The following is a 17,530-nucleotide window of genomic DNA, read 5'->3' as shown; positions in this document are numbered from 1 at the left end:
AGTCTAGCGCACTCGATAGCGGCCGCTTTGTAAGGTCTGCAAGATCTAAAAAGCCCCGCGAGACCATTGCCGGCACCGCGGGGCTATCAGCAAGCCAATGGATCGGCTCAGGGCTTTGCGTTCTTGAGCAAGAAGTCCAGCACCAGCTTGCGCTCGCCTTCATCCAGACCAGCCCGCGGGAACATGCTTTGCGTAATGCCCAGCCACTGCGTGCTGTTGAACTGGCCAGGGTCGCGCGGGCCGTGGCAGACCGTGCAGCGCTGGTAGAAGATTTTCTCGCCCGGGCTCAGCGATGCCATGGACTTTTCCTTGAGCGCATGTGCGCGGTCCAGGCCGTAGAACTTTTCTTCAAACGTGACCGCCCGCTTCACCGATTTGGATGGCTCAAAGGCGCGCGTCGGGCTTTCCGGATCGTTGCATTTGCGCAGCTTGGCCAGACAGGTGTCAGCCGTGGTGGCCTGGCTGAGGGCGCTGGCGCGCCGGCTGCTGGTCAAGAAGTTGACCAGCCCGTTGTTGCAGCGTCCCTTGCTGTCCAGTTGTGGCCAGCCGCCTTCGTAAATACTGACCACGCCTGGCATGATCTTGTCGGACAACACCGCCCCCACAATGATGGAGCCGCGGTCGTTGTACAGCTCAACCAGGTCGCCATTCTTGATGCCGCGCTCGCGTGCATCCTGTGCATTGACCACCAGCGGCTCGCGGCCCTGCACCGCATAAAGCTTGCGCAGCGGCTCAGCGTTGGCCATCTGTGAGTGCAGGCGATAAAAGGGATGCGGGCTCACCACATGCAGCTCGCCCTTTTTGGCATTGCCCAGATACTCGGCTGGCTCCAGGAACTTGGGCATCGGCGGGCAGTCGTCGAGCTTGAGCTTGTCGATGGTGGCGGAATACATCTCGATCTTGCCGGTGGGGGTGTGCAGCGCGTTCTTCACCGGATCGGCGCGGAAATCACCATGGCGCACCCATTTACGCGCCTCCTCGGGCACCTTGATCTCGGCCACGCCGGTTTCCCAGAATTTCTCCCACGGCACCTGCGCCGCCGCCGAGCTGCCCTCATAGGCGAGCTTGACGTAATCGAGCGCGGTGAGGCCCTCTGTGAATGCATATTCGACACCGCACAGTGCCGAAAGGCGGCGGAAGATTTCAAAGTCGTCAAGCGCATCGCCCACCGGCGCAATCACCTTCTTCATGGCGAAGACCTTGTCGATGCCGTAGGTGCCGCCCGAGGAGATGTCGTTGCGCTCGAGCGTGGTGGTGGCTGGCAGCACAATGTCGGCCCAGCGCGTCGAGGCCGTCCACCAGCAGTCTTGCACCACGATGGTGTCCACCATCTTGAAAGCGCGGATCAGTTCGTTGAGGTCCTGCTGGTGCGAGAGGAAGTTGTTGCCTGCGTTGTAGATCATCCCGACATGGTCGGGATAACTATATGTCGTGCCGTTGTAGGTGAACGATTTGCCAGGATTGTTCAGCATCTCGCTGATGCGCGAAGCCGGGCAGATCTTCTTGACCGGGTTGCGCCCCTGCGACATCCCACGCGGACCCGCACCACCCGACTGCGGCATGCCGCCGCCACCGTAATGCCAGCTAAACCCCACGCCCTGCCCCGGCAGCCCGATGTTGCCAAGCATGCAGGCAAAGTTGACGATGGCCCAGTAAGGCATTTCGCCATGGTGCGCACGCTGGATGGCCCACGAGCCCGCGAACTGCGTGCGCTTGGTGGCAAACAGGTCGGCCAGTTCGCGGATCTTGGCTGCAGGAATACCTGTGATGGCCGCGGCCCACTCGGGCGTCTTGGGCGGCGTGCCGTCGGCGTCCTTGCCCAGCAGGTAGGCCAGGAAACGGTCAAAACCCAACGTGTACTTGTCAATAAAAGCCTGCTTGTGCTTGCCCGTCGTGTAGACGTGGTGGCTCATGGCCAGAAACAGCGCCGTGTCTGTGTTGGGAATGATCTTGACCCACTCCGAGCCCATTTTTTCATCTGTGGTGGTGACCTGCGGGTTGATGGAGACAAAGCGCACACCGGCTTTCTTGATCTCGTCCCAATGGTTGTACATCTCGTGGTCCGCCACGGTGTACTCGATGCGGTTGTTCTTGTTCGGGTCGCAGCCGATGAACACGAAAACCTCTGTGTTGTCGCGCACCTGCTCCCAGGCGGTCTGGGCCGAATACACCTCCATGTCACCAATCACATACGGCATGATGATTTGCGCCGCACCGCCCGAATAATCGCCCGTGGTCACCGAACAACCGCCCAGCAAATTGAAAAACCGGCCCTGCAACACATTGGGACGGAAGATGCCGGCATGCGACCAGCCGCCGTAAGAGCTGCTGAAAACGCCCTCGTTCCCGTACTTTTCAATGGTGTCCAGGATGGCCTTGGCGGTCAGGCCCAGCGCCACATCCCAGCCCACCTCGACAAATTCTTCCTTGCCGCGCAACTCGGGCTTGCGGTTGCTCTGCAATCCGTCCAGATAAGACTTGCGCACCATGGGTGCCTTGATGCGCGTCTTGTCATAGGTACGCGCCAGCACCCCGAGCGTGAGCATCTCAGTCGGGCGGGCATCCGCACGCGTGGGAGCCACTTTCTCCAAGCGACCGTTTTTGACCGAGGCGATGAACGGGCCATAGTGGGTGGCATGGGCCACCGTGCCGGTCCAGTTCGCGTAAGCAATGCCAGGCGCCGCAGCGGTCGGCGTTTGGGCAATGGCCCGCGAGAAAGGCCCCAAGGGAAACAGGCTGGCAGCCAATCCTGCCGAGCCGACCGCGCCAGCAGCGCCGAGTAAATTGCGCCGAGTCAATGTCATGTGCGACTTTCATCAATGTCATTAAGGTAAACCAAGGGTAATCCCCAGTAAACCTAATGACAAGGGTCAAGAGCCGACCACCGGCAAGCTCTCAATCGATGAGGTCTGCTCTATGTCAAAAACACATCAGCTGGCACGCTGAAAACCCATCGACGTCCTGGAAAGCCAGAATAGATGTGTACATGATTTTGAACACCCAACGAGGTAGCAGCGCCCACCAAGATCTGGCGTTGAGCAGCGCGCTGCCACGCGAGTGCTGCTGAATAATCGCTCCAGGTCGTTGGCTCGCATCACGGGCCCGATCAGTGCCTACACAGCCATTGCCGGGCCCGACTCCATGGCGCGCCAGACCGTGAGGGCCAGCGCGGTTTCACGGACGTCATGCACGCGCACAATGCGCGCACCTCGCTCCACGGCAAGCAGGGCAGCGGCCACACTGGGCTGCAGCCGCTGCTCCACATCCAGCCCCGTGACGGCGCCCAGCGATGACTTGCGCGACCAGCCTGCCAACACGGGATAGCCCAGCGCCAGCAGTTCGCGCTGGCGCGCCAGCAGGGCAAAGTTCTGCGCCACGGTTTTGCCAAAGCCAATGCCCGGGTCCAAAACAATTCGAGCCTTTTCGACCCCTAGCGCTTGCAGGGATTGCGCTGATAGCTCTAGAAACGATAGCACTTGCGGCAATACATCGCCCGCCATGGGCGCTACCTGCATGGTCTGCGGGTCGCCGTGCATGTGCATCAGGCACACACCGCAGCGCGGGTGCCGCTCCACCACCTGCACCGCACCGGGCTGACGCAAGGCCCATATATCGTTGACGATGTCGGCCCCCAGGTCGAGCACGGCCTGCATGACCTCGGGCTTGTAGGTATCCACGGAAATCGGCACGCCCAGGCCCACAGCACCGCGCACCAGGGGCAGCACGCGGGCCAGCTCCTCTTCCAGGCCCACGGCCGGGCTGCCGGGGCGGGTGGATTCGCCGCCGATGTCGAGAATGTCAGCACCGTCTTTCAGAAGCTGCTCGCAGTGGCGCAGCGCACCTGCGGTCGAGCCGTGTCGCCCCCCATCGGAGAAAGAGTCCGGCGTCACGTTGACAATGCCCATGACCTGCGGTCGTGCCAGGTCGATGGTGAAGCGGGTGGTTTGCCAGAGCATGGGCCTCCAGGAAAAAAAAGGGGGAAAAACGAAAACGGGGCTGCAGCCCCGTTTTGGTGGTGAACGCGCGCCGGCGTCAGGCGACGGTCGGGGCAGGCTCCGTGGCTACGGCCGGCGAGCCACCGCTGGGGCCATCGCCCGAGGACGGCGGCGTGCGCGGCGTCCAGTCTTTGGGCGGGCGCGGTGCCTTGCCGGCCATGATGTCGTCGAGTTGGTCGGTGTCGATGGTTTCCCATTCCAGCAATGCCTTGGCCATGGCGTGCATCTTGTCGCTGTTTTCTTCGATCAGGCGCCGTGCCAGGTTGTACTGCTCGTCAATAATGCGGCGCACTTCCATGTCCACCTTTTCCATGGTCTGCTCGCTCATGGTGGTGGTCTTGGTGACGGACCGCCCCAGGAACACTTCGCCTTCGTTCTCGGCATAGACCATGGGGCCCAGGGCATCGGTCATGCCATAGCGCGTAACCATGTCGCGGGCAATGTGCGTGGCGCGCTCAAAGTCGTTGCTGGCACCGGTGGTCATCTGGTTCATGAACACTTCTTCGGCGATGCGGCCACCAAACAGCATGCTGATCTGGTTGAGCATGTATTCACGGTCGTAGCTGTAGCGGTCCTGCGCGGGCAGGCTCATCGTCACGCCCAGGGCACGACCGCGGGGAATGATGGTGACCTTGTGCACCGGGTCGCACTTTGGCAGCAGCTTGCCGATCAGGGCGTGGCCCGACTCGTGGTAGGCCGTGTTGCGGCGCTCTTCCTCGGGCATGACCATGCTCTTGCGCTCGGGCCCCATCAGGATCTTGTCCTTGGCCTTCTCGAAGTCCTGCATCTCCACGGTGCGCGCGTTGCGGCGGGCAGCCATCAGGGCGGCTTCATTGCACAGGTTGGCCAGATCGGCACCGCTCATGCCGGGCGTGCCACGGGCGATGATGCCGGGGGCCACGTCCTGACCGATCGGGATCTTGCGCATGTGCACGTTCAGGATCTGCTCGCGGCCACGGATGTCGGGCAGCGTCACATAAACCTGGCGGTCAAAGCGGCCAGGGCGCAGCAGGGCGGCGTCCAGAATGTCGGGGCGGTTGGTGGCAGCCACCACGATCACACCCAGGTTGGTCTCGAAGCCATCCATCTCGACCAGCATCTGGTTGAGGGTTTGTTCACGCTCGTCGTTGCCACCGCCCAGGCCTGCGCCACGCTGGCGGCCCACGGCGTCGATTTCGTCGATGAAGATGATGCAGGGGGCGTTCTTCTTGGCGTTGTCGAACATGTCGCGCACGCGGGCCGCGCCCACGCCAACGAACATTTCCACAAAGTCGGAACCCGAAATGCTGAAGAACGGCACCTTGGCTTCGCCCGCGATCGACTTGGCCAGCAAGGTCTTGCCGGTGCCAGGAGGGCCGACCAGCAGCAGGCCGCGCGGAATGCGGCCGCCGAGCTTCTGAAACTTCTGCGGGTCTTTCAGGAAATCCACGACTTCCTTGACTTCTTCCTTGGCTTCATCGCAGCCAGCCACATCGGCGAAAGTGACCTGGTTGGTGTTTTCATCCAACATGCGCGCCTTGCTCTTGCCGAAGCTGAAGGCGCCACCCTTGCCGCCACCCTGCATCTGGCGCATGAAATACACCCACACGCCAATCAACAGCAGCATGGGACCCCAGCTGACCAGCAGGGTCATGAGCAAAGAGCCTTCTTCGCGGGGCTTGACGTCGAACTTGACGTTGTTGTTGATCAGATCGCCCACGAGCCCACGGTCGAGGTAGGTGGCGGTGGTGCGGATCTTGCGGTCATCGTTGGTGACCGCAACGATCTCGGTACCGCCCTGGCCTTCCTGGATGGTGGCGCTCTTGATGCGATTGCTTCGGACTTCCTCCAGGAACTCCGAATAGCCAACATGGCCAGCACTGGCGCCGGTGCGGGTGTCGAACTGTTTGAACACAGTGAACAGCACCATGGCGATGACGAGCCACACGGCAATTTTTGAAAACCACTGATTGTTCAAGCGGGACTCCAGTCGCGGGAAAAAACGGTCACAAAGCCGTCATGGCTTATGTGTGGACCATTTTAGGTGTTTCAAGCCTTGGGGGGCGGCTTATTCCCCCTCCCAGCCATGGGATCAGCACGGACTTTTGCGCCAGATTGTGCAGATCATGGCCCAAAGCCATGCCTTTCAGGCAGTTTTCTTGAGACCCATGCCCACCAGAAAAGTTTCGGAGGACTTGTCGCGCGATGCCTTGGGCTTGAGCGGTTTCACGGTTTTGAAGCGGCTCTTGAACAGTGCCACCAGCTCGCCATAGCCGCTGCCATGGAACAGCTTGACCACCAGCGCGCCCTCGGGCTTGAGGTGCTGGCAGGCAAAGTCCACGGCCAGTTCCACCAGATGCGCAATGCGCGCCGTATCGGCCGACTCGATGCCCGACAGGTTCGGCGCCATGTCGGACACCACCACATCCACCGCCCGGCCCTGCAACGCATCTTCCAGTTGCTGCAACACCTCGGGCTCCCGGAAATCGCCCAGCAGGAAGGTCACGCCCTCGATCGGCTCCATCGGCAAGATGTCCAGCGCAATGATGCAGCCATTGAGCTGCCCGGCCGCCGCGCCCGTGGGCGACAGGCGCCGGCGCACATACTGGCTCCAGGCGCCGGGGGTGGAACCCAGATCCACCACCGTATGGCCCGGCTTGATCAGCCCCAGCTGCTCGTCGATTTCCTTGAGTTTGTAGGCCGCGCGCGCCCGGTAGCCCTCTTTGTGGGCCAGTTTGACGTAGGTGTCATTGACATGGTCGTTCAACCAGGCCTTGTTGACCTTCTTGCTTTGGGTTTTAACTTTCATTGATTTTTCATCCTGCCTCGATAATACGGCCATGTCCCAAATTCAACTGACTCCCGCAGAGCGCCGGGAACACCGCGCCAATGCCCACCACCTCGACCCCGTGGTCCTCGTGGGTGGAGATGGCCTGACCCCCGCCGTGCAAAAAGAAATTGATGCCGCCCTGAACGCCCACGGGCTGATCAAGGTGCGCATCTTCAACGACGACCGCACCGCCCGCGAACTGATGTACCAGCAGCTCGCCGCAGACCTGAACGCCGCGCCCATCCAGCACATCGGCAAACTGCTGGTGCTCTGGCGCCCCCAGCCCGTCAAGGAACGCACACCGGACGAAGACCGCATGCCCGGCCCGCGCGATGTCAAGGTGCTCAAATACAGCAAGCGCGGCGGCCAGCGGCCTGAAATCAAGCAGCTGCGCGTGCTGGGCAACCAGCGCCTCACGCCCGGCGGGCAGATCAAGCGCGCGAAAAAGCCCAAGCTGAAGTCGATCAAGAAAAGCCAGTCCAACTGACACGATGCAAAGCACCCCGGCATCGGCGCCTCAACGCCACATCCTCTGCATGAAGTGGGGCACGAAATATGGCCCCGAATATGTCAACCGTCTCTACGCGATGGTGCGGCGCCACCTGCGTGGCGACTTTCGCTTCATCTGCCTGACCGACCGCAGCGATGGCATCCGCCCCGAGGTGGAATGCCAGCCCATTCCCCCGCTCAACCTTCAGCTGGCCCCCGGGCAGCGCGATGGCGCCTGGAAGAAACTGACCACGTTCGAGGTCGATCTGCACGGCCTGCGCGGCACGGCACTGTTTCTGGACCTGGATGTGGTGGTCGTGGGCAGCCTGGATGCTTTTTTTGAGCAACCGGGCGAGTTCCTGATCATTCATGACTACCCCAGAATGTGGCGCTTTGGCCAGCGCATCACGGGCAACTCCTCGGTGTACCGGTTTGAACTGGGCGCGCATGCCGATGTGCTTGCGCACTTTCGCTCCCACATGGACGAGGTGCAACGCCAGTTCCGCAACGAGCAGGCTTTCCTCTCCGACTTTTTGCACCGCCAGGGCAAACTGAGCTACTGGCCAGCAGACTGGTGCCCGAGCTTCAAGTACCACGGCATTCCCGCCTGGCCCACCAATTACTGGACCGAACCCGGCATTCCGGACGGTGCGCGCATCGTGATCTTCCACGGTGAATGCAATCCGCCCGACGCATTGGCCGGGCTGCGCAATCGACGCTTTCGTTACATTCGCCCGGCCCGCTGGATCGGGCAGCATTGGCGCGAATAAAGCCGCGCACCGACAGGCGACAGGCCCACATCCCAGGATGGAGGGCCCGTCGGAACCAGGCGCAGGCCTAGAGTTGCTGCGCAGCGCCGTAAGAAACGCCCTGCAACGGCCGCCCCACGATCCGCGTCAGGATGGACAGGGGACTGGACGCAGGGTCGTATTCCTGACCGGGCGCCAGGTGCAGCGTCTGCTCCATCATGTACTGACCCGACATCACCGCGTGCGAGGCCTGATCCGAGAAGCACACCCAGCTTGAGCCAGCGGGAAACTCCACGGGTTCCTGCTCACACCGAGATTGGTATTGCAGATCGCCCTTCATGCCGTCGTGCAGTTGCAGCATCAGATGATCGTATTCGCTGCGCAAGGACTTGGTCACATGCAGCAGGTGCAACGCCTTGGCCTGCCAGCGCGAATAGGCCTTGGCGCGCGGCAAAAAGGTGCGGGCCACCTGCTCGAACGGCTCACCGACCCGCCAGACACGCGGCTGGCCCTCGGGGTTGAGGTTGGTGAAGACCCGAAGGATCCGCTCACCATAATTGGGCCGCGACGGAAAGGCGTCAACATGCAAACGCCGGTCATCCGCGCGCCAGGATTGGGCGCGCGTCTCTACTTTGGCGGGGCGGTAACTGGTAGGCGCCATGCGCAGGTGCGGCAGGTATCCGGGTAGCAGACCAGCGATCAAGGCGTTGGCGTCCTCCCGAAAACGCGCAATCGCCTGGGTCAGCAGCGCTTGCGTTGGCGCATCTCCGGCAGCCCCCTTGAGGCGACCGGTGGCATCCAGGCTAATGTTTCGCGACCTCTCGTCACGGATATCGGGGCGCAGCAGCGATGACTCACCGGGTTGCAGCGCGAACTTCAAATGCGGAAAGAAAAGAACCTTGCCGGCTTCCAGGGCAGCAACCCACTCGGGACGCCCTTGAACACTGCGCCAATCCGACGCATCGATCGAGACTATCTGAGATTCCACGGTGTACCCCCACAACATGCAGACACCCGGCCTAGGCCGACGGGTGCACGCGAGAAAATTTCCACAACAGGCTTGCGGCCAGCAGCCACTGCAGCCCGTAAAGCCCGGTACCCACCGCGTGCCACCAACGCAAATTGTCACGCGCCACGATCCGGGGCGCCACGACAAACTCGGCCAGCAGAGCACACAGCATGGCTGCTATCACCAGTGCCATGAGAGAGGCCGACCAATCCAGCCGCTCATCCACCCAGCGCGAGCGCGAGTACATCAGCAGCAGCAGGCCGCAGCACAGACCGATCCAGGTCTGCGCCGTGAACAAGCGTGCCGCCATGTTGCCTGCCAGAGCCGGGGTTGGCAAATGAGCGAACAGCAGGGGAACCACCACGAAGCCGATGGTCGTCAGGCTCCCCCACCACAGCGCGGACAGCCAGACAGGCAGGCGTTTCATCGTCACAGCCCCATCACAAATAGCGGACCGCCACGACTTCGTAGCGGCGCACACCGCCCGGTGCCTGCACTTCCGCCGTGTCGCCCTCTTCCTTGCCAATCAAGGCGCGGGCAATCGGGCTGGAGATATTGATCAGGCCGTGCTTCAGATCGGCCTCGTCCTCGCCCACGATCTGGTATTTCACCGTGTCGCCAGACTCTTCGTCTTCGAGCTCGACCGTGGCCCCAAAGACCACCTTACCGCCGCCGTCCACGCCACTCGGATCAATGACCTGCGCCACCGAGAGCTTGCCTTCGATTTCCTGGATGCGGCCCTCGATGAACCCCTGGCGGTCCTTGGCTGCGTCGTAGTCGGCGTTTTCGCTCAGATCACCCTGCGCGCGCGCCTCGGCAATCGCCGTGATCACAGCAGGCCGTTCTATGGTCTTGAGGCGATGCAACTCCGCCTTGAGCATTTCAGCGCCGCGCTTGGTAATGGGAATGGTGGCCATGGTGTTGAAACTCCATCAATCAAAACGGTGGGGGTACGACGCCGCCCCACCGGTCAGTCACCACAGGTTGCCATGGAATTTCCATGCCAATGCCATTGGCGACCCTACAAAAGGAAACCGCCGCACGTTGCCGCGCGGCGGTGTCTGGTCAGCGGCAGATTATGCCGCGTTTGCCGGGGGCTCAGGCCACCAGCTGGGCGTGCAGTTCCTGCACCGAATACACATCCAGGTTGTCGAGGTGCTTCATGCCTTCGACGGCCGCTTCGGCACCAAAGATGGTGGTGAACGTGGTGACCCGTGCCAGCAGCGACGAGGTGCGGATGGCCCGCGAGTCGGCGATGGCGTTGCGGCGCTCTTCCACCGTGTTGATAACCATGGCGATCTCGTTGTTCTTGATCATGTCCACGATGTGCGGGCGGCCCTCGGTCACCTTGTTGACCACTGCGACGGGCACACCAGCCTCGGCAATGGCAGCCGCCGTTCCCTTGGTCGCCACGAGTTCAAAACCCATGGCCACCAGATCGCGAGCGATCGCCACGGCGCGTGCCTTGTCGCTGTTCTTCACGGTAAGAAACACCTTGCCCGAGGTGGGCAGCTTGGTGCCCGCGCCCATCTGGCTCTTCACGAAGGCCTCGCCAAAGGTCTTGCCCACGCCCATGACTTCACCGGTGGATTTCATCTCGGGGCCAAGGATGGTATCCACGCCCGGGAACTTGACGAACGGGAACACGGCCTCCTTCACACTGAAGTACGGTGGCGTCACTTCCTTGGTGATGCCTTGCGAGGCCAGCGTCTGGCCGGCCATGCAGCGCGCGGCCACCTTGGCCAGCTGGATGCCGGTGGCCTTGCTGACGAAAGGCACCGTGCGCGAGGCGCGCGGGTTCACTTCGAGCACATAGATGATGTCCTTGCCATCGGCCTCCTGGATGGCGAACTGCACGTTCATCAGGCCGACCACGTTCAGGCCTTCGGCCATGGCGGCCGTCTGGCGCTTGATTTCATCGACCGTGGCCTTGGACAGGTAGTACGGGGGCAGCGAGCAGGCCGAGTCGCCGCTGTGCACGCCGGCTTGCTCGATGTGCTCCATCACGCCGCCAATGAAGGTCACGCCGGTCGAGTCGCGCACGCAATCCACATCGCACTCGATGGCGTTGGAGAGGAAGCGGTCGAGCAGCACGGGTGAGTCGTGGCTCACCTTCACGGCTTCGCGCATGTAGCGCTCCAGGTCGCGCTGCTCGTGCACGATTTCCATGGCGCGGCCACCCAGCACGTAGCTCGGGCGCACCACCAGCGGGTAGCCCAGGGCTGCGGCCTTTTCCAAGGCCTCGGCTTCGGTGCGCGCCGTGGCGTTGGGCGGCTGGCGCAATTGCAGCTTGTGCAGCAGCGCCTGGAAGCGCTCGCGGTCTTCAGCGGCATCGATCATGTCGGGGCTGGTGCCGATGATGGGCACGCCTGCGGCTTCCAGGTCGAGCGCCAGCTTCAGCGGCGTCTGGCCGCCGTATTGCACGATCACGCCGACCGGCTTTTCCTTGTCGACGATTTCCAGCACGTCTTCGAGCGTGACGGGCTCGAAATACAGGCGGTCCGAGGTGTCGTAGTCAGTGGACACGGTCTCGGGGTTGCAGTTGACCATGATGGTTTCATAACCATCCTCGCGCATGGCAAGGGCTGCGTGCACGCAGCAATAGTCGAACTCGATGCCCTGGCCGATGCGGTTGGGGCCACCGCCCAGCACCATGATCTTCTTGGCGTTGGTCGGCTCGGCTTCGCATTCCGCAACGCCGCCGTAGGGTGCGACCTCGTAGGTCGAATACAGGTAGGCGGTGTCGGTAGCGAACTCGGCCGCGCAGGTGTCCACGCGCTTGTACACGGGGCGCACCTTGAGTGCGCGGCGCTGGTCGCGCACGGCCTTTTCCGTGGTCTTGAGCAGCTTGGCCAGGCGGCGGTCGGAAAAGCCCTTTTGCTTAAGCGTGTGCAGCGTGGCGGCATCGAGCGCAGCCAGCGCGGCATCGCCCTTGTCCACGGCCAACTGGTCCAGCTCCAGCTCGATCTTCACGATCTGCTCGATCTGCACCAGGAACCACTTGTCGATCTTGGTGAGGTCGAACACCTCGTCCACCGACAAGCCCATGGCAAACGCATCGCCCACGTACCAGATGCGCTCGGGGCCGGGCGCGCCCAGTTCCTTCTCGAGCACTTCACGGTCCTGGGTCTTTTCGTTCATGCCGTCCACGCCCACTTCCAGGCCGCGCAGGGCTTTCTGGAAGGATTCCTGGAAGGTGCGGCCCATGGCCATCACTTCGCCGACCGACTTCATCTGCGTGGTCAGGCGGCTGTCGGCCGTGGGGAATTTTTCGAACGCAAAACGCGGGATCTTGGTGACCACATAGTCGATCGAAGGCTCGAACGACGCGGGCGTGGCACCGCCCGTGATTTCGTTCTTGAGCTCGTCGAGCGTGTAGCCCACGGCCAGCTTGGCGGCGACCTTGGCAATCGGGAAACCCGTGGCCTTGGAGGCCAGCGCCGACGAACGCGACACGCGCGGATTCATCTCGATGACGATCATGCGGCCGTCCTTCGGGTTCACCGAGAACTGCACGTTGGAGCCGCCCGTGTCCACACCGATCTCGCGCAACACTGCCAGCGAGGCGTTGCGCATGATCTGGTATTCCTTGTCGGTCAGCGTCTGCGCAGGGGCCACGGTGATCGAGTCGCCGGTGTGCACGCCCATGGGGTCGAGGTTCTCGATCGAGCAGATGATGATGCAGTTGTCCGCCTTGTCGCGCACCACTTCCATCTCGTACTCTTTCCAGCCCAGCAACGATTCTTCGATCAGCAGCTCGTTGGTAGGCGAGGCTTCCAGGCCGCGCTTGCAGATGGTCTCGAACTCTTCGGGGTTGTAGGCAATGCCGCCGCCCGTGCCGCCCAGCGTGAAGCTGGGGCGGATCACCGTGGGGAAGCCCACGCTTTTTTGCACCGCCCAGGCTTCGTCCATGCTGTGGGCGATGCCGGAGCGCGCGGAGCCCAGACCGATCTTGGTCATGGCGTCCTTGAACTTCAGGCGGTCTTCGGCCTTGTCGATGGCCTCGGGCGTGGCGCCGATGAGTTCGACCTGGTACTTGTCGAGCACGCCGTGGTGCCACAGGTCGAGTGCGCAGTTCAGCGCGGTCTGGCCGCCCATGGTGGGCAGGATGGCGTCGGGGCGCTCCTTGGCGATGATCTTCTCGACCGTCTGCCAGGTGATGGGCTCGATGTAGGTCACGTCGGCCGTGGCCGGGTCGGTCATGATCGTGGCAGGATTGCTGTTGATCAGGATGACCTTGTAGCCCTCTTCGCGCAGGGCCTTGCAGGCCTGTACGCCGGAGTAGTCAAATTCGCAGGCCTGGCCAATGATGATCGGGCCGGCGCCGATGATGAGGACGCTTTGGATGTCGGTGCGCTTTGGCATTATTTTTTCTCCTGGGCCGTGGCCATCAATGCCGTGAAGCGGTCGAACAGGTAGGCAATATCGTGCGGACCGGGCGATGCTTCGGGGTGCCCCTGAAAGCAAAACGCCGGCTTGTCGGTGCGCACCAGGCCTTGCAGCGTGCCGTCGAAAAGGCTGATGTGCGTGGCACGCAGGTTGGCGGGCAGCGATTCCATCTCCACCGCGAAGCCGTGGTTCTGGCTGGTGATGCTGACGCGGCCCGTGTCCAGGTCTTTCACCGGATGGTTGGCGCCATGGTGGCTGTTGTCCATCTTGAACGTCTTGGCGCCTGACGCCAGGGCCATGATCTGGTGCCCCAGGCAGATGCCGAAGGTGGGAACGCCGCTGTCGATGATCTGCCGCACCGCCGTGATGGCGTAGTCGCAGGGCGCCGGGTCGCCGGGACCGTTCGACAAGAACACGCCATCGGGGTTCATGGCCAGCACTTCGGCGGCTGGCGTTTGGGCAGGCACCACCGTCAGTTTGCAACCGCGCTCGGCCAGCATGCGCAGGATGTTCAGCTTCACACCAAAGTCGTAGGCCACCACATGAAAGCGGGGTGACTCCTGCTTGCCGTAGCCCGAGCCCAGCTTCCACTCGGTCTGGATCCAGGGGTACGAGGTGGGAGTGGTCACGACCTTGGCCAGATCCAGGCCCTTCATGCTGGGCGCGGCCTTGGCTGCGGCCAGCGCGGCGTCGATGCGCGCCTGCGTCACGGTCTCACCGGCCGCCAGGCCGACGATGGCGCCGTTTTGCGCGCCCTTGCTGCGCAGCAGTCGGGTGAGCTTGCGGGTGTCGATGTTGGCAATGGCCACCGTCTTCTGGCGCACGAGGTACTGCGACAGCGTTTCGGTGGATCGGAAATTGCTGGCCAGCAGGGGCAGGTCCTTGATGATGAGGCCTGCGGCATGGACCTTGTCAGCTTCGATGTCCTCGGTGTTGACGCCATAGTTGCCGATGTGCGGATACGTGAGCGTCACGATCTGCTGGCAATAGCTGGGGTCGGTGAGGATTTCCTGGTAGCCGGTGATGGCGGTGTTGAACACCACTTCGCCGACGGTGGTGCCCACCTCTGCCGATGAAGCACCGATCGAATTGCCGATAAAGACCGTGCCGTCTGCGAGCGCCAAGATGGCGGGCGGGAAGTTTCCCTGTAGAGACAAAAGCACTGGATTCTCCGGATGGTTACGGTCGCCCGGCGCCTGCAGGCCGCTCGCGCAACGAATGCCGGCGGCTGCTCTCAGATGGGTTGTTGCTTTGGGTGCGATCGGGCGACGCTGTTGCGAGAAAAGCCCCCGATTATACCCAGCTGCACCCGGCGCAAGTTGCCGTCCGGCAAATCCCACCCCGCCGTGAAGGCCAGCTTTCAGCGCATGGCGCCGCTGGCATGCAGGCAGATGGCGGCGGCGGCGGCCACGTTCAGCGACTCCTCCCCGCCCGGCTGCGCAATGCGGATGCGCTGGGCGGCCTGCACCTCCAGCGCGGACGAAACCCCCTGCCCTTCATGGCCCAGCACCCAGGCGCAGGGCCAGGGCAAAGCTGCGCGGTGCAAATAATCGCCGGCGTGCGAACTGGTGACCAGCAGCGGCACATTGAGCGCCTGCAAATCTTCCAGCGCGAGCCCTTCGACCAGGTCGAGCGCAAAGTGCGCGCCCATGCCCGCGCGCAGCACCTTGGGCGCCCACAGCGCCGCGCTGCCCTTGAGCGCCGCCACCTGCCGAAAGCCAAATGCCGATGCGCTGCGCAGGATGGAACCCACGTTGCCCGCGTCCTGCACCCGGTCCAGCACCACCGTGGCCACACCCGCCTGCAGAACCCTGGGCGCGGCGGCATCCACCACAAAACCCATGGGCGCCGGCGACTCCAGGCCGCTGATGTCGGCAAACAAGGCATCGGCAATCACTATTACTTTAATAGCTGCTTGCGCATATACAGCGGGCGCCAGAGGCCAAAAAGACTCTGAAAATACGGCAATGGCGGGGTGCACGCCACGCTGCAGCGCGGCGCTGCACAGGTGGTCGCCCTCCAGCCAGACGCGGCCTTGTTTGCGGTAGGCCGTGCTGTCCTGCGCCAGCCGGCGCAGGTCTTTGACAAAGGCGTTGTCACGCGAGTGGATGACGGTCAGGGGGGCGGAGGTCATGCGTTGTCCCGGGCGGGCCATGTAAAAGCGAGTGGGGCCAGGCGACTCAGAGGCTGAGCGTTTTTCGGCCGTGCCCGAAAGGCGCGTCAAAACGCGCCGGGTCTAGGCGCAAAACACAGCCATAGCTCGGGCTATGGCGAGTATTTGCAACGACGAGCCGGTGTGTTTTGGCGTGCAAGGCGGGCATGGATGAAAGACTCTCAGCCTCTCAGGTCAGCACCCTGGCCACGGGCGCGAAGCTGCGCCGATGGTGGATGCAGGCGCCGTGCTCGCGCAGGGCAGCCATGTGCACGGCTGTGCCGTAGCCCTTGTGCCCGGCAAAACCATATTGCGGAAATTGCGCATCCACCTGCACACACCAGCGGTCGCGGTGCACCTTGGCCAAAATGGATGCGGCCGAAATGGCAGGCACCAGCGCATCGCCTTTGACAATGGCCTCGGCCGGCATGTCCAGCGTGGGCAGGCGATTGCCATCCACCAGCACCATTTTTGGCTTGAGCCGCAGGCCCAGCACGGCGCGGCGCATGGCCAGCAGCGTGGCCTGCAGGATGTTCAGGCGGTCAATCTCTTCGACACTGGCTTCGGCAATGCTGCAACACAGCGCCTTGGCGCGGATTTCGTCAAACAGGGCCTCGCGCCGCGCGGCCGTGAGCTTCTTGGAGTCGGCCAGTCCGGCAATGGGGTGCAGGTCGTCGAGGATGACCGCAGCGGCCACCACCGGCCCGGCCAGCGGGCCCCGGCCGGCCTCGTCCACCCCGGCCACCAGGCCGGGCACATGCCAGGGCAGGCGGGCCTGTTCAGGCGGCAAGGATTTTCTGGATCGCATCGGCGGCCAGTCGGGGGGTGTCGCGCTGCAGGCTTTCGTGCAGCGCGGTGAAGCGCTGTTCGAGCGCGGTGATTTTTTCACGCTGGTGCGCGCGGGCGTCGAACCACTGCAGCGTGGCCGCGCTGAGCGCCTGCGGCGTAGCAGCGTTCTGGATCAGTTCGGGCACGACAAAATCGCGGCACAGAATATTGGGCAGGCCCACCCAGGGCTGCAGCTGCTTGCGCCGCATGAGCCACCAGCTCACGGGATGCATGCGGTAGCCAATGACCATGGGGCGCTTGAACAGCGCGGCCTCCAGCGTGGCGGTGCCGCTGGCGATCAGCGTGACATCGCAGGCGGCGAGCACGGTGTGGGATTGGCCGGGGACGATCTGCAGGGCATGGCCCAGACCGCTGGCCTGCGCCAGCTGCTCGATGCGCCCCTGCAGGGCAGGCACGGCAGGCACTATCAACTTAATAGCTGGTCGCGCTTGAAGGATAAGCACTGCAGCCTGAAAGAAGGGTGCAGCGATGTAATCCACCTCCGCAGACCGGCTGCCCGGCAAGATGGCCAGCACCTCGTCGGCGTCGTGCAGCCCCAGCTGCGCCCTGGCGGCGCGGCGGTCGGGCACCATGGGAATGACATTCGCCAGCGGATGCCCCACATAGGTCGCGGCAATGCCATGCTGCGCCAGCAATGGCGGCTCGAACGGAAAGATGCACAGCACATGGCCGGCACTGCGGCGGATTTTTTCGACCCGATCCGCACGCCAGGCCCAGATCGAAGGGCACACAAAATGCACAGTCTGGATGCCGGCAGCGCGCAAATCGGCCTCCAGGCCCAGGTTGAAATCGGGCGCATCCACGCCGATGAACACATCGGGGCGGTCTTGCAGCAAGCGCGCACGCAACTGCTTGCGAATGCCCAGGATGTCGCGCAGCCGGCGCAGCACTTCCATGCTGTAACCATGCACCGCCAGCCGCTCGCTGGGCCACCAGGCCTTGAAGCCCCGGCGCGCCATCTGCGGCCCGCCAATGCCCTGCGCCTGCAACCCGGGCCACTGGGCCTGCAGGCCATCGAGCAGCAGCCCCGCCAGCAGGTCGCCCGATGTTTCGCCCGCCACCATGGCGACGCGGGGGGAGGCACTCATC

14 protein-coding genes are annotated in these 17,530 nt (G+C 63.2%); 2 read left to right on the top strand and 12 right to left on the bottom strand.

The window, feature by feature from the left end; genetic code table 11:
• Positions 1 to 107 precede the first annotated feature (107 nt).
• The 4 genes from CCX87_RS06580 to CCX87_RS06565 all read right to left on the bottom strand — a co-directional run bounded on the left by CCX87_RS06580 (position 108) and on the right by CCX87_RS06565 (position 6,783).
• Positions 108 to 2,804, bottom strand: a complete 2,697-nt coding sequence (locus CCX87_RS06580) for a molybdopterin-dependent oxidoreductase (RefSeq protein ID WP_087744854.1) — start codon at positions 2,802 to 2,804, stop codon at positions 108 to 110.
• 309 nt (positions 2,805 to 3,113) lie between these two features.
• Positions 3,114 to 3,956 (bottom strand): dihydropteroate synthase, encoded by an 843-nt coding sequence (gene folP / locus CCX87_RS06575; protein ID WP_087744851.1) that lies wholly within the window; start codon positions 3,954 to 3,956, stop codon positions 3,114 to 3,116.
• Positions 3,957 to 4,032: 76 nt separating this feature from the next.
• Positions 4,033 to 5,952 (bottom strand): ATP-dependent zinc metalloprotease FtsH, encoded by a 1,920-nt coding sequence (ftsH, locus tag CCX87_RS06570; protein ID WP_086912816.1) that lies wholly within the window; start codon positions 5,950 to 5,952, stop codon positions 4,033 to 4,035.
• Positions 5,953 to 6,120: 168 nt separating this feature from the next.
• Positions 6,121 to 6,783, bottom strand: coding sequence for an RlmE family RNA methyltransferase (locus CCX87_RS06565; protein ID WP_087744848.1), 663 nt, complete (start codon positions 6,781 to 6,783; stop codon positions 6,121 to 6,123).
• Positions 6,784 to 6,814: 31 nt separating this feature from the next.
• Between CCX87_RS06565 and CCX87_RS06560 the strand changes: the two genes are divergently transcribed.
• Positions 6,815 to 7,291, top strand: coding sequence for a YhbY family RNA-binding protein (locus tag CCX87_RS06560; RefSeq protein WP_087744844.1), 477 nt, complete (start codon positions 6,815 to 6,817; stop codon positions 7,289 to 7,291).
• 49 nt (positions 7,292 to 7,340) lie between these two features.
• Entirely contained in the window at positions 7,341 to 8,063 is a 723-nt protein-coding gene (locus tag CCX87_RS06555; protein WP_232476497.1) for a glycosyltransferase, read from the top strand.
• Positions 8,064 to 8,130: 67 nt separating this feature from the next.
• On the opposite strand, the gene CCX87_RS06550 is transcribed toward CCX87_RS06555, so the two are convergent.
• The 8 genes from CCX87_RS06550 to lpxB all read right to left on the bottom strand — a co-directional run bounded on the left by CCX87_RS06550 (position 8,131) and on the right by lpxB (position 17,529).
• Positions 8,131 to 9,030, bottom strand: a complete 900-nt coding sequence (locus CCX87_RS06550) for a Kdo hydroxylase family protein (RefSeq protein ID WP_087748216.1) — start codon at positions 9,028 to 9,030, stop codon at positions 8,131 to 8,133.
• A 31-nt stretch (positions 9,031 to 9,061) separates the two neighbouring features.
• The gene (locus CCX87_RS06545; protein ID WP_087744839.1) at positions 9,062 to 9,478 is read right to left on the bottom strand and encodes a DUF4149 domain-containing protein; all 417 of its coding nucleotides are present in this window, start codon (positions 9,476 to 9,478) and stop codon (positions 9,062 to 9,064) included.
• A gap of 13 nt (positions 9,479 to 9,491) precedes the next feature.
• Positions 9,492 to 9,968: a transcription elongation factor GreA gene (gene greA, locus CCX87_RS06540; protein ID WP_087744835.1), complete on the bottom strand. Its 477-nt coding sequence runs from the start codon at positions 9,966 to 9,968 to the stop codon at positions 9,492 to 9,494.
• Between the two features lie 181 nt (positions 9,969 to 10,149).
• Positions 10,150 to 13,416 carry a carbamoyl-phosphate synthase large subunit gene (gene carB / locus CCX87_RS06535; RefSeq protein WP_087744832.1) on the bottom strand — a complete coding sequence of 1,089 codons (3,267 nt, stop codon included), beginning with the start codon at positions 13,414 to 13,416 and terminating at the stop codon, positions 10,150 to 10,152.
• Positions 13,416 to 14,603, bottom strand: coding sequence for a glutamine-hydrolyzing carbamoyl-phosphate synthase small subunit (gene carA / locus CCX87_RS06530; protein WP_087744829.1), 1,188 nt, complete (start codon positions 14,601 to 14,603; stop codon positions 13,416 to 13,418). The genes carB and carA overlap by 1 nt, the downstream gene beginning before the upstream one ends.
• 197 nt (positions 14,604 to 14,800) lie before the next feature.
• Positions 14,801 to 15,574, bottom strand: a complete 774-nt coding sequence (locus CCX87_RS06525) for a TrmH family RNA methyltransferase (protein WP_087744826.1) — start codon at positions 15,572 to 15,574, stop codon at positions 14,801 to 14,803.
• A 208-nt stretch (positions 15,575 to 15,782) separates the two neighbouring features.
• Positions 15,783 to 16,400, bottom strand: a complete 618-nt coding sequence (gene rnhB, locus CCX87_RS06520) for a ribonuclease HII (RefSeq protein WP_087744824.1) — start codon at positions 16,398 to 16,400, stop codon at positions 15,783 to 15,785.
• Positions 16,372 to 17,529: a lipid-A-disaccharide synthase gene (gene lpxB / locus CCX87_RS06515; protein WP_087744820.1), complete on the bottom strand. Its 1,158-nt coding sequence runs from the start codon at positions 17,527 to 17,529 to the stop codon at positions 16,372 to 16,374. Before lpxB ends, rnhB begins: the two co-directional genes overlap by 29 nt.
• Position 17,530 lies beyond the last annotated feature (1 nt).

The sequence above is a fragment of the Acidovorax sp. T1 genome (genome assembly GCF_002176815.1).
In the GTDB taxonomy this organism is placed as follows: Bacteria; Pseudomonadota; Gammaproteobacteria; order Burkholderiales; family Burkholderiaceae_C; genus Acidovorax.
Note: the sequence above shows the minus strand (reverse complement) of the source record. Positions and strands in the feature narration are given on the sequence as shown.

Excerpts from the sequence above, each read along its gene's own strand:
- CCX87_RS06560 (WP_087744844.1), top strand. The coding sequence starts at position 6,815 with ATGTCCCAAATTCAACTGACTCCCGCAGAGCGCCGGGAACACCGCGCC.
- CCX87_RS06525 (WP_087744826.1), bottom strand. The coding sequence starts at position 15,574 with ATGACCTCCGCCCCCCTGACCGTCATCCACTCGCGTGACAACGCCTTT.
- CCX87_RS06545 (WP_087744839.1), bottom strand. The coding sequence starts at position 9,478 with ATGAAACGCCTGCCTGTCTGGCTGTCCGCGCTGTGGTGGGGGAGCCTG.
- CCX87_RS06580 (WP_087744854.1), bottom strand. The coding sequence starts at position 2,804 with ATGACATTGACTCGGCGCAATTTACTCGGCGCTGCTGGCGCGGTCGGC.
- folP (WP_087744851.1), bottom strand. The coding sequence starts at position 3,956 with ATGCTCTGGCAAACCACCCGCTTCACCATCGACCTGGCACGACCGCAG.
- CCX87_RS06565 (WP_087744848.1), bottom strand. The coding sequence starts at position 6,783 with ATGAAAGTTAAAACCCAAAGCAAGAAGGTCAACAAGGCCTGGTTGAAC.
- CCX87_RS06555 (WP_232476497.1), top strand. The coding sequence starts at position 7,341 with ATGAAGTGGGGCACGAAATATGGCCCCGAATATGTCAACCGTCTCTAC.
- rnhB (WP_087744824.1), bottom strand. The coding sequence starts at position 16,400 with ATGCGATCCAGAAAATCCTTGCCGCCTGAACAGGCCCGCCTGCCCTGG.
- greA (WP_087744835.1), bottom strand. The coding sequence starts at position 9,968 with ATGGCCACCATTCCCATTACCAAGCGCGGCGCTGAAATGCTCAAGGCG.
- carB (WP_087744832.1), bottom strand. The coding sequence starts at position 13,416 with ATGCCAAAGCGCACCGACATCCAAAGCGTCCTCATCATCGGCGCCGGC.
- lpxB (WP_087744820.1), bottom strand. The coding sequence starts at position 17,529 with ATGAGTGCCTCCCCCCGCGTCGCCATGGTGGCGGGCGAAACATCGGGC.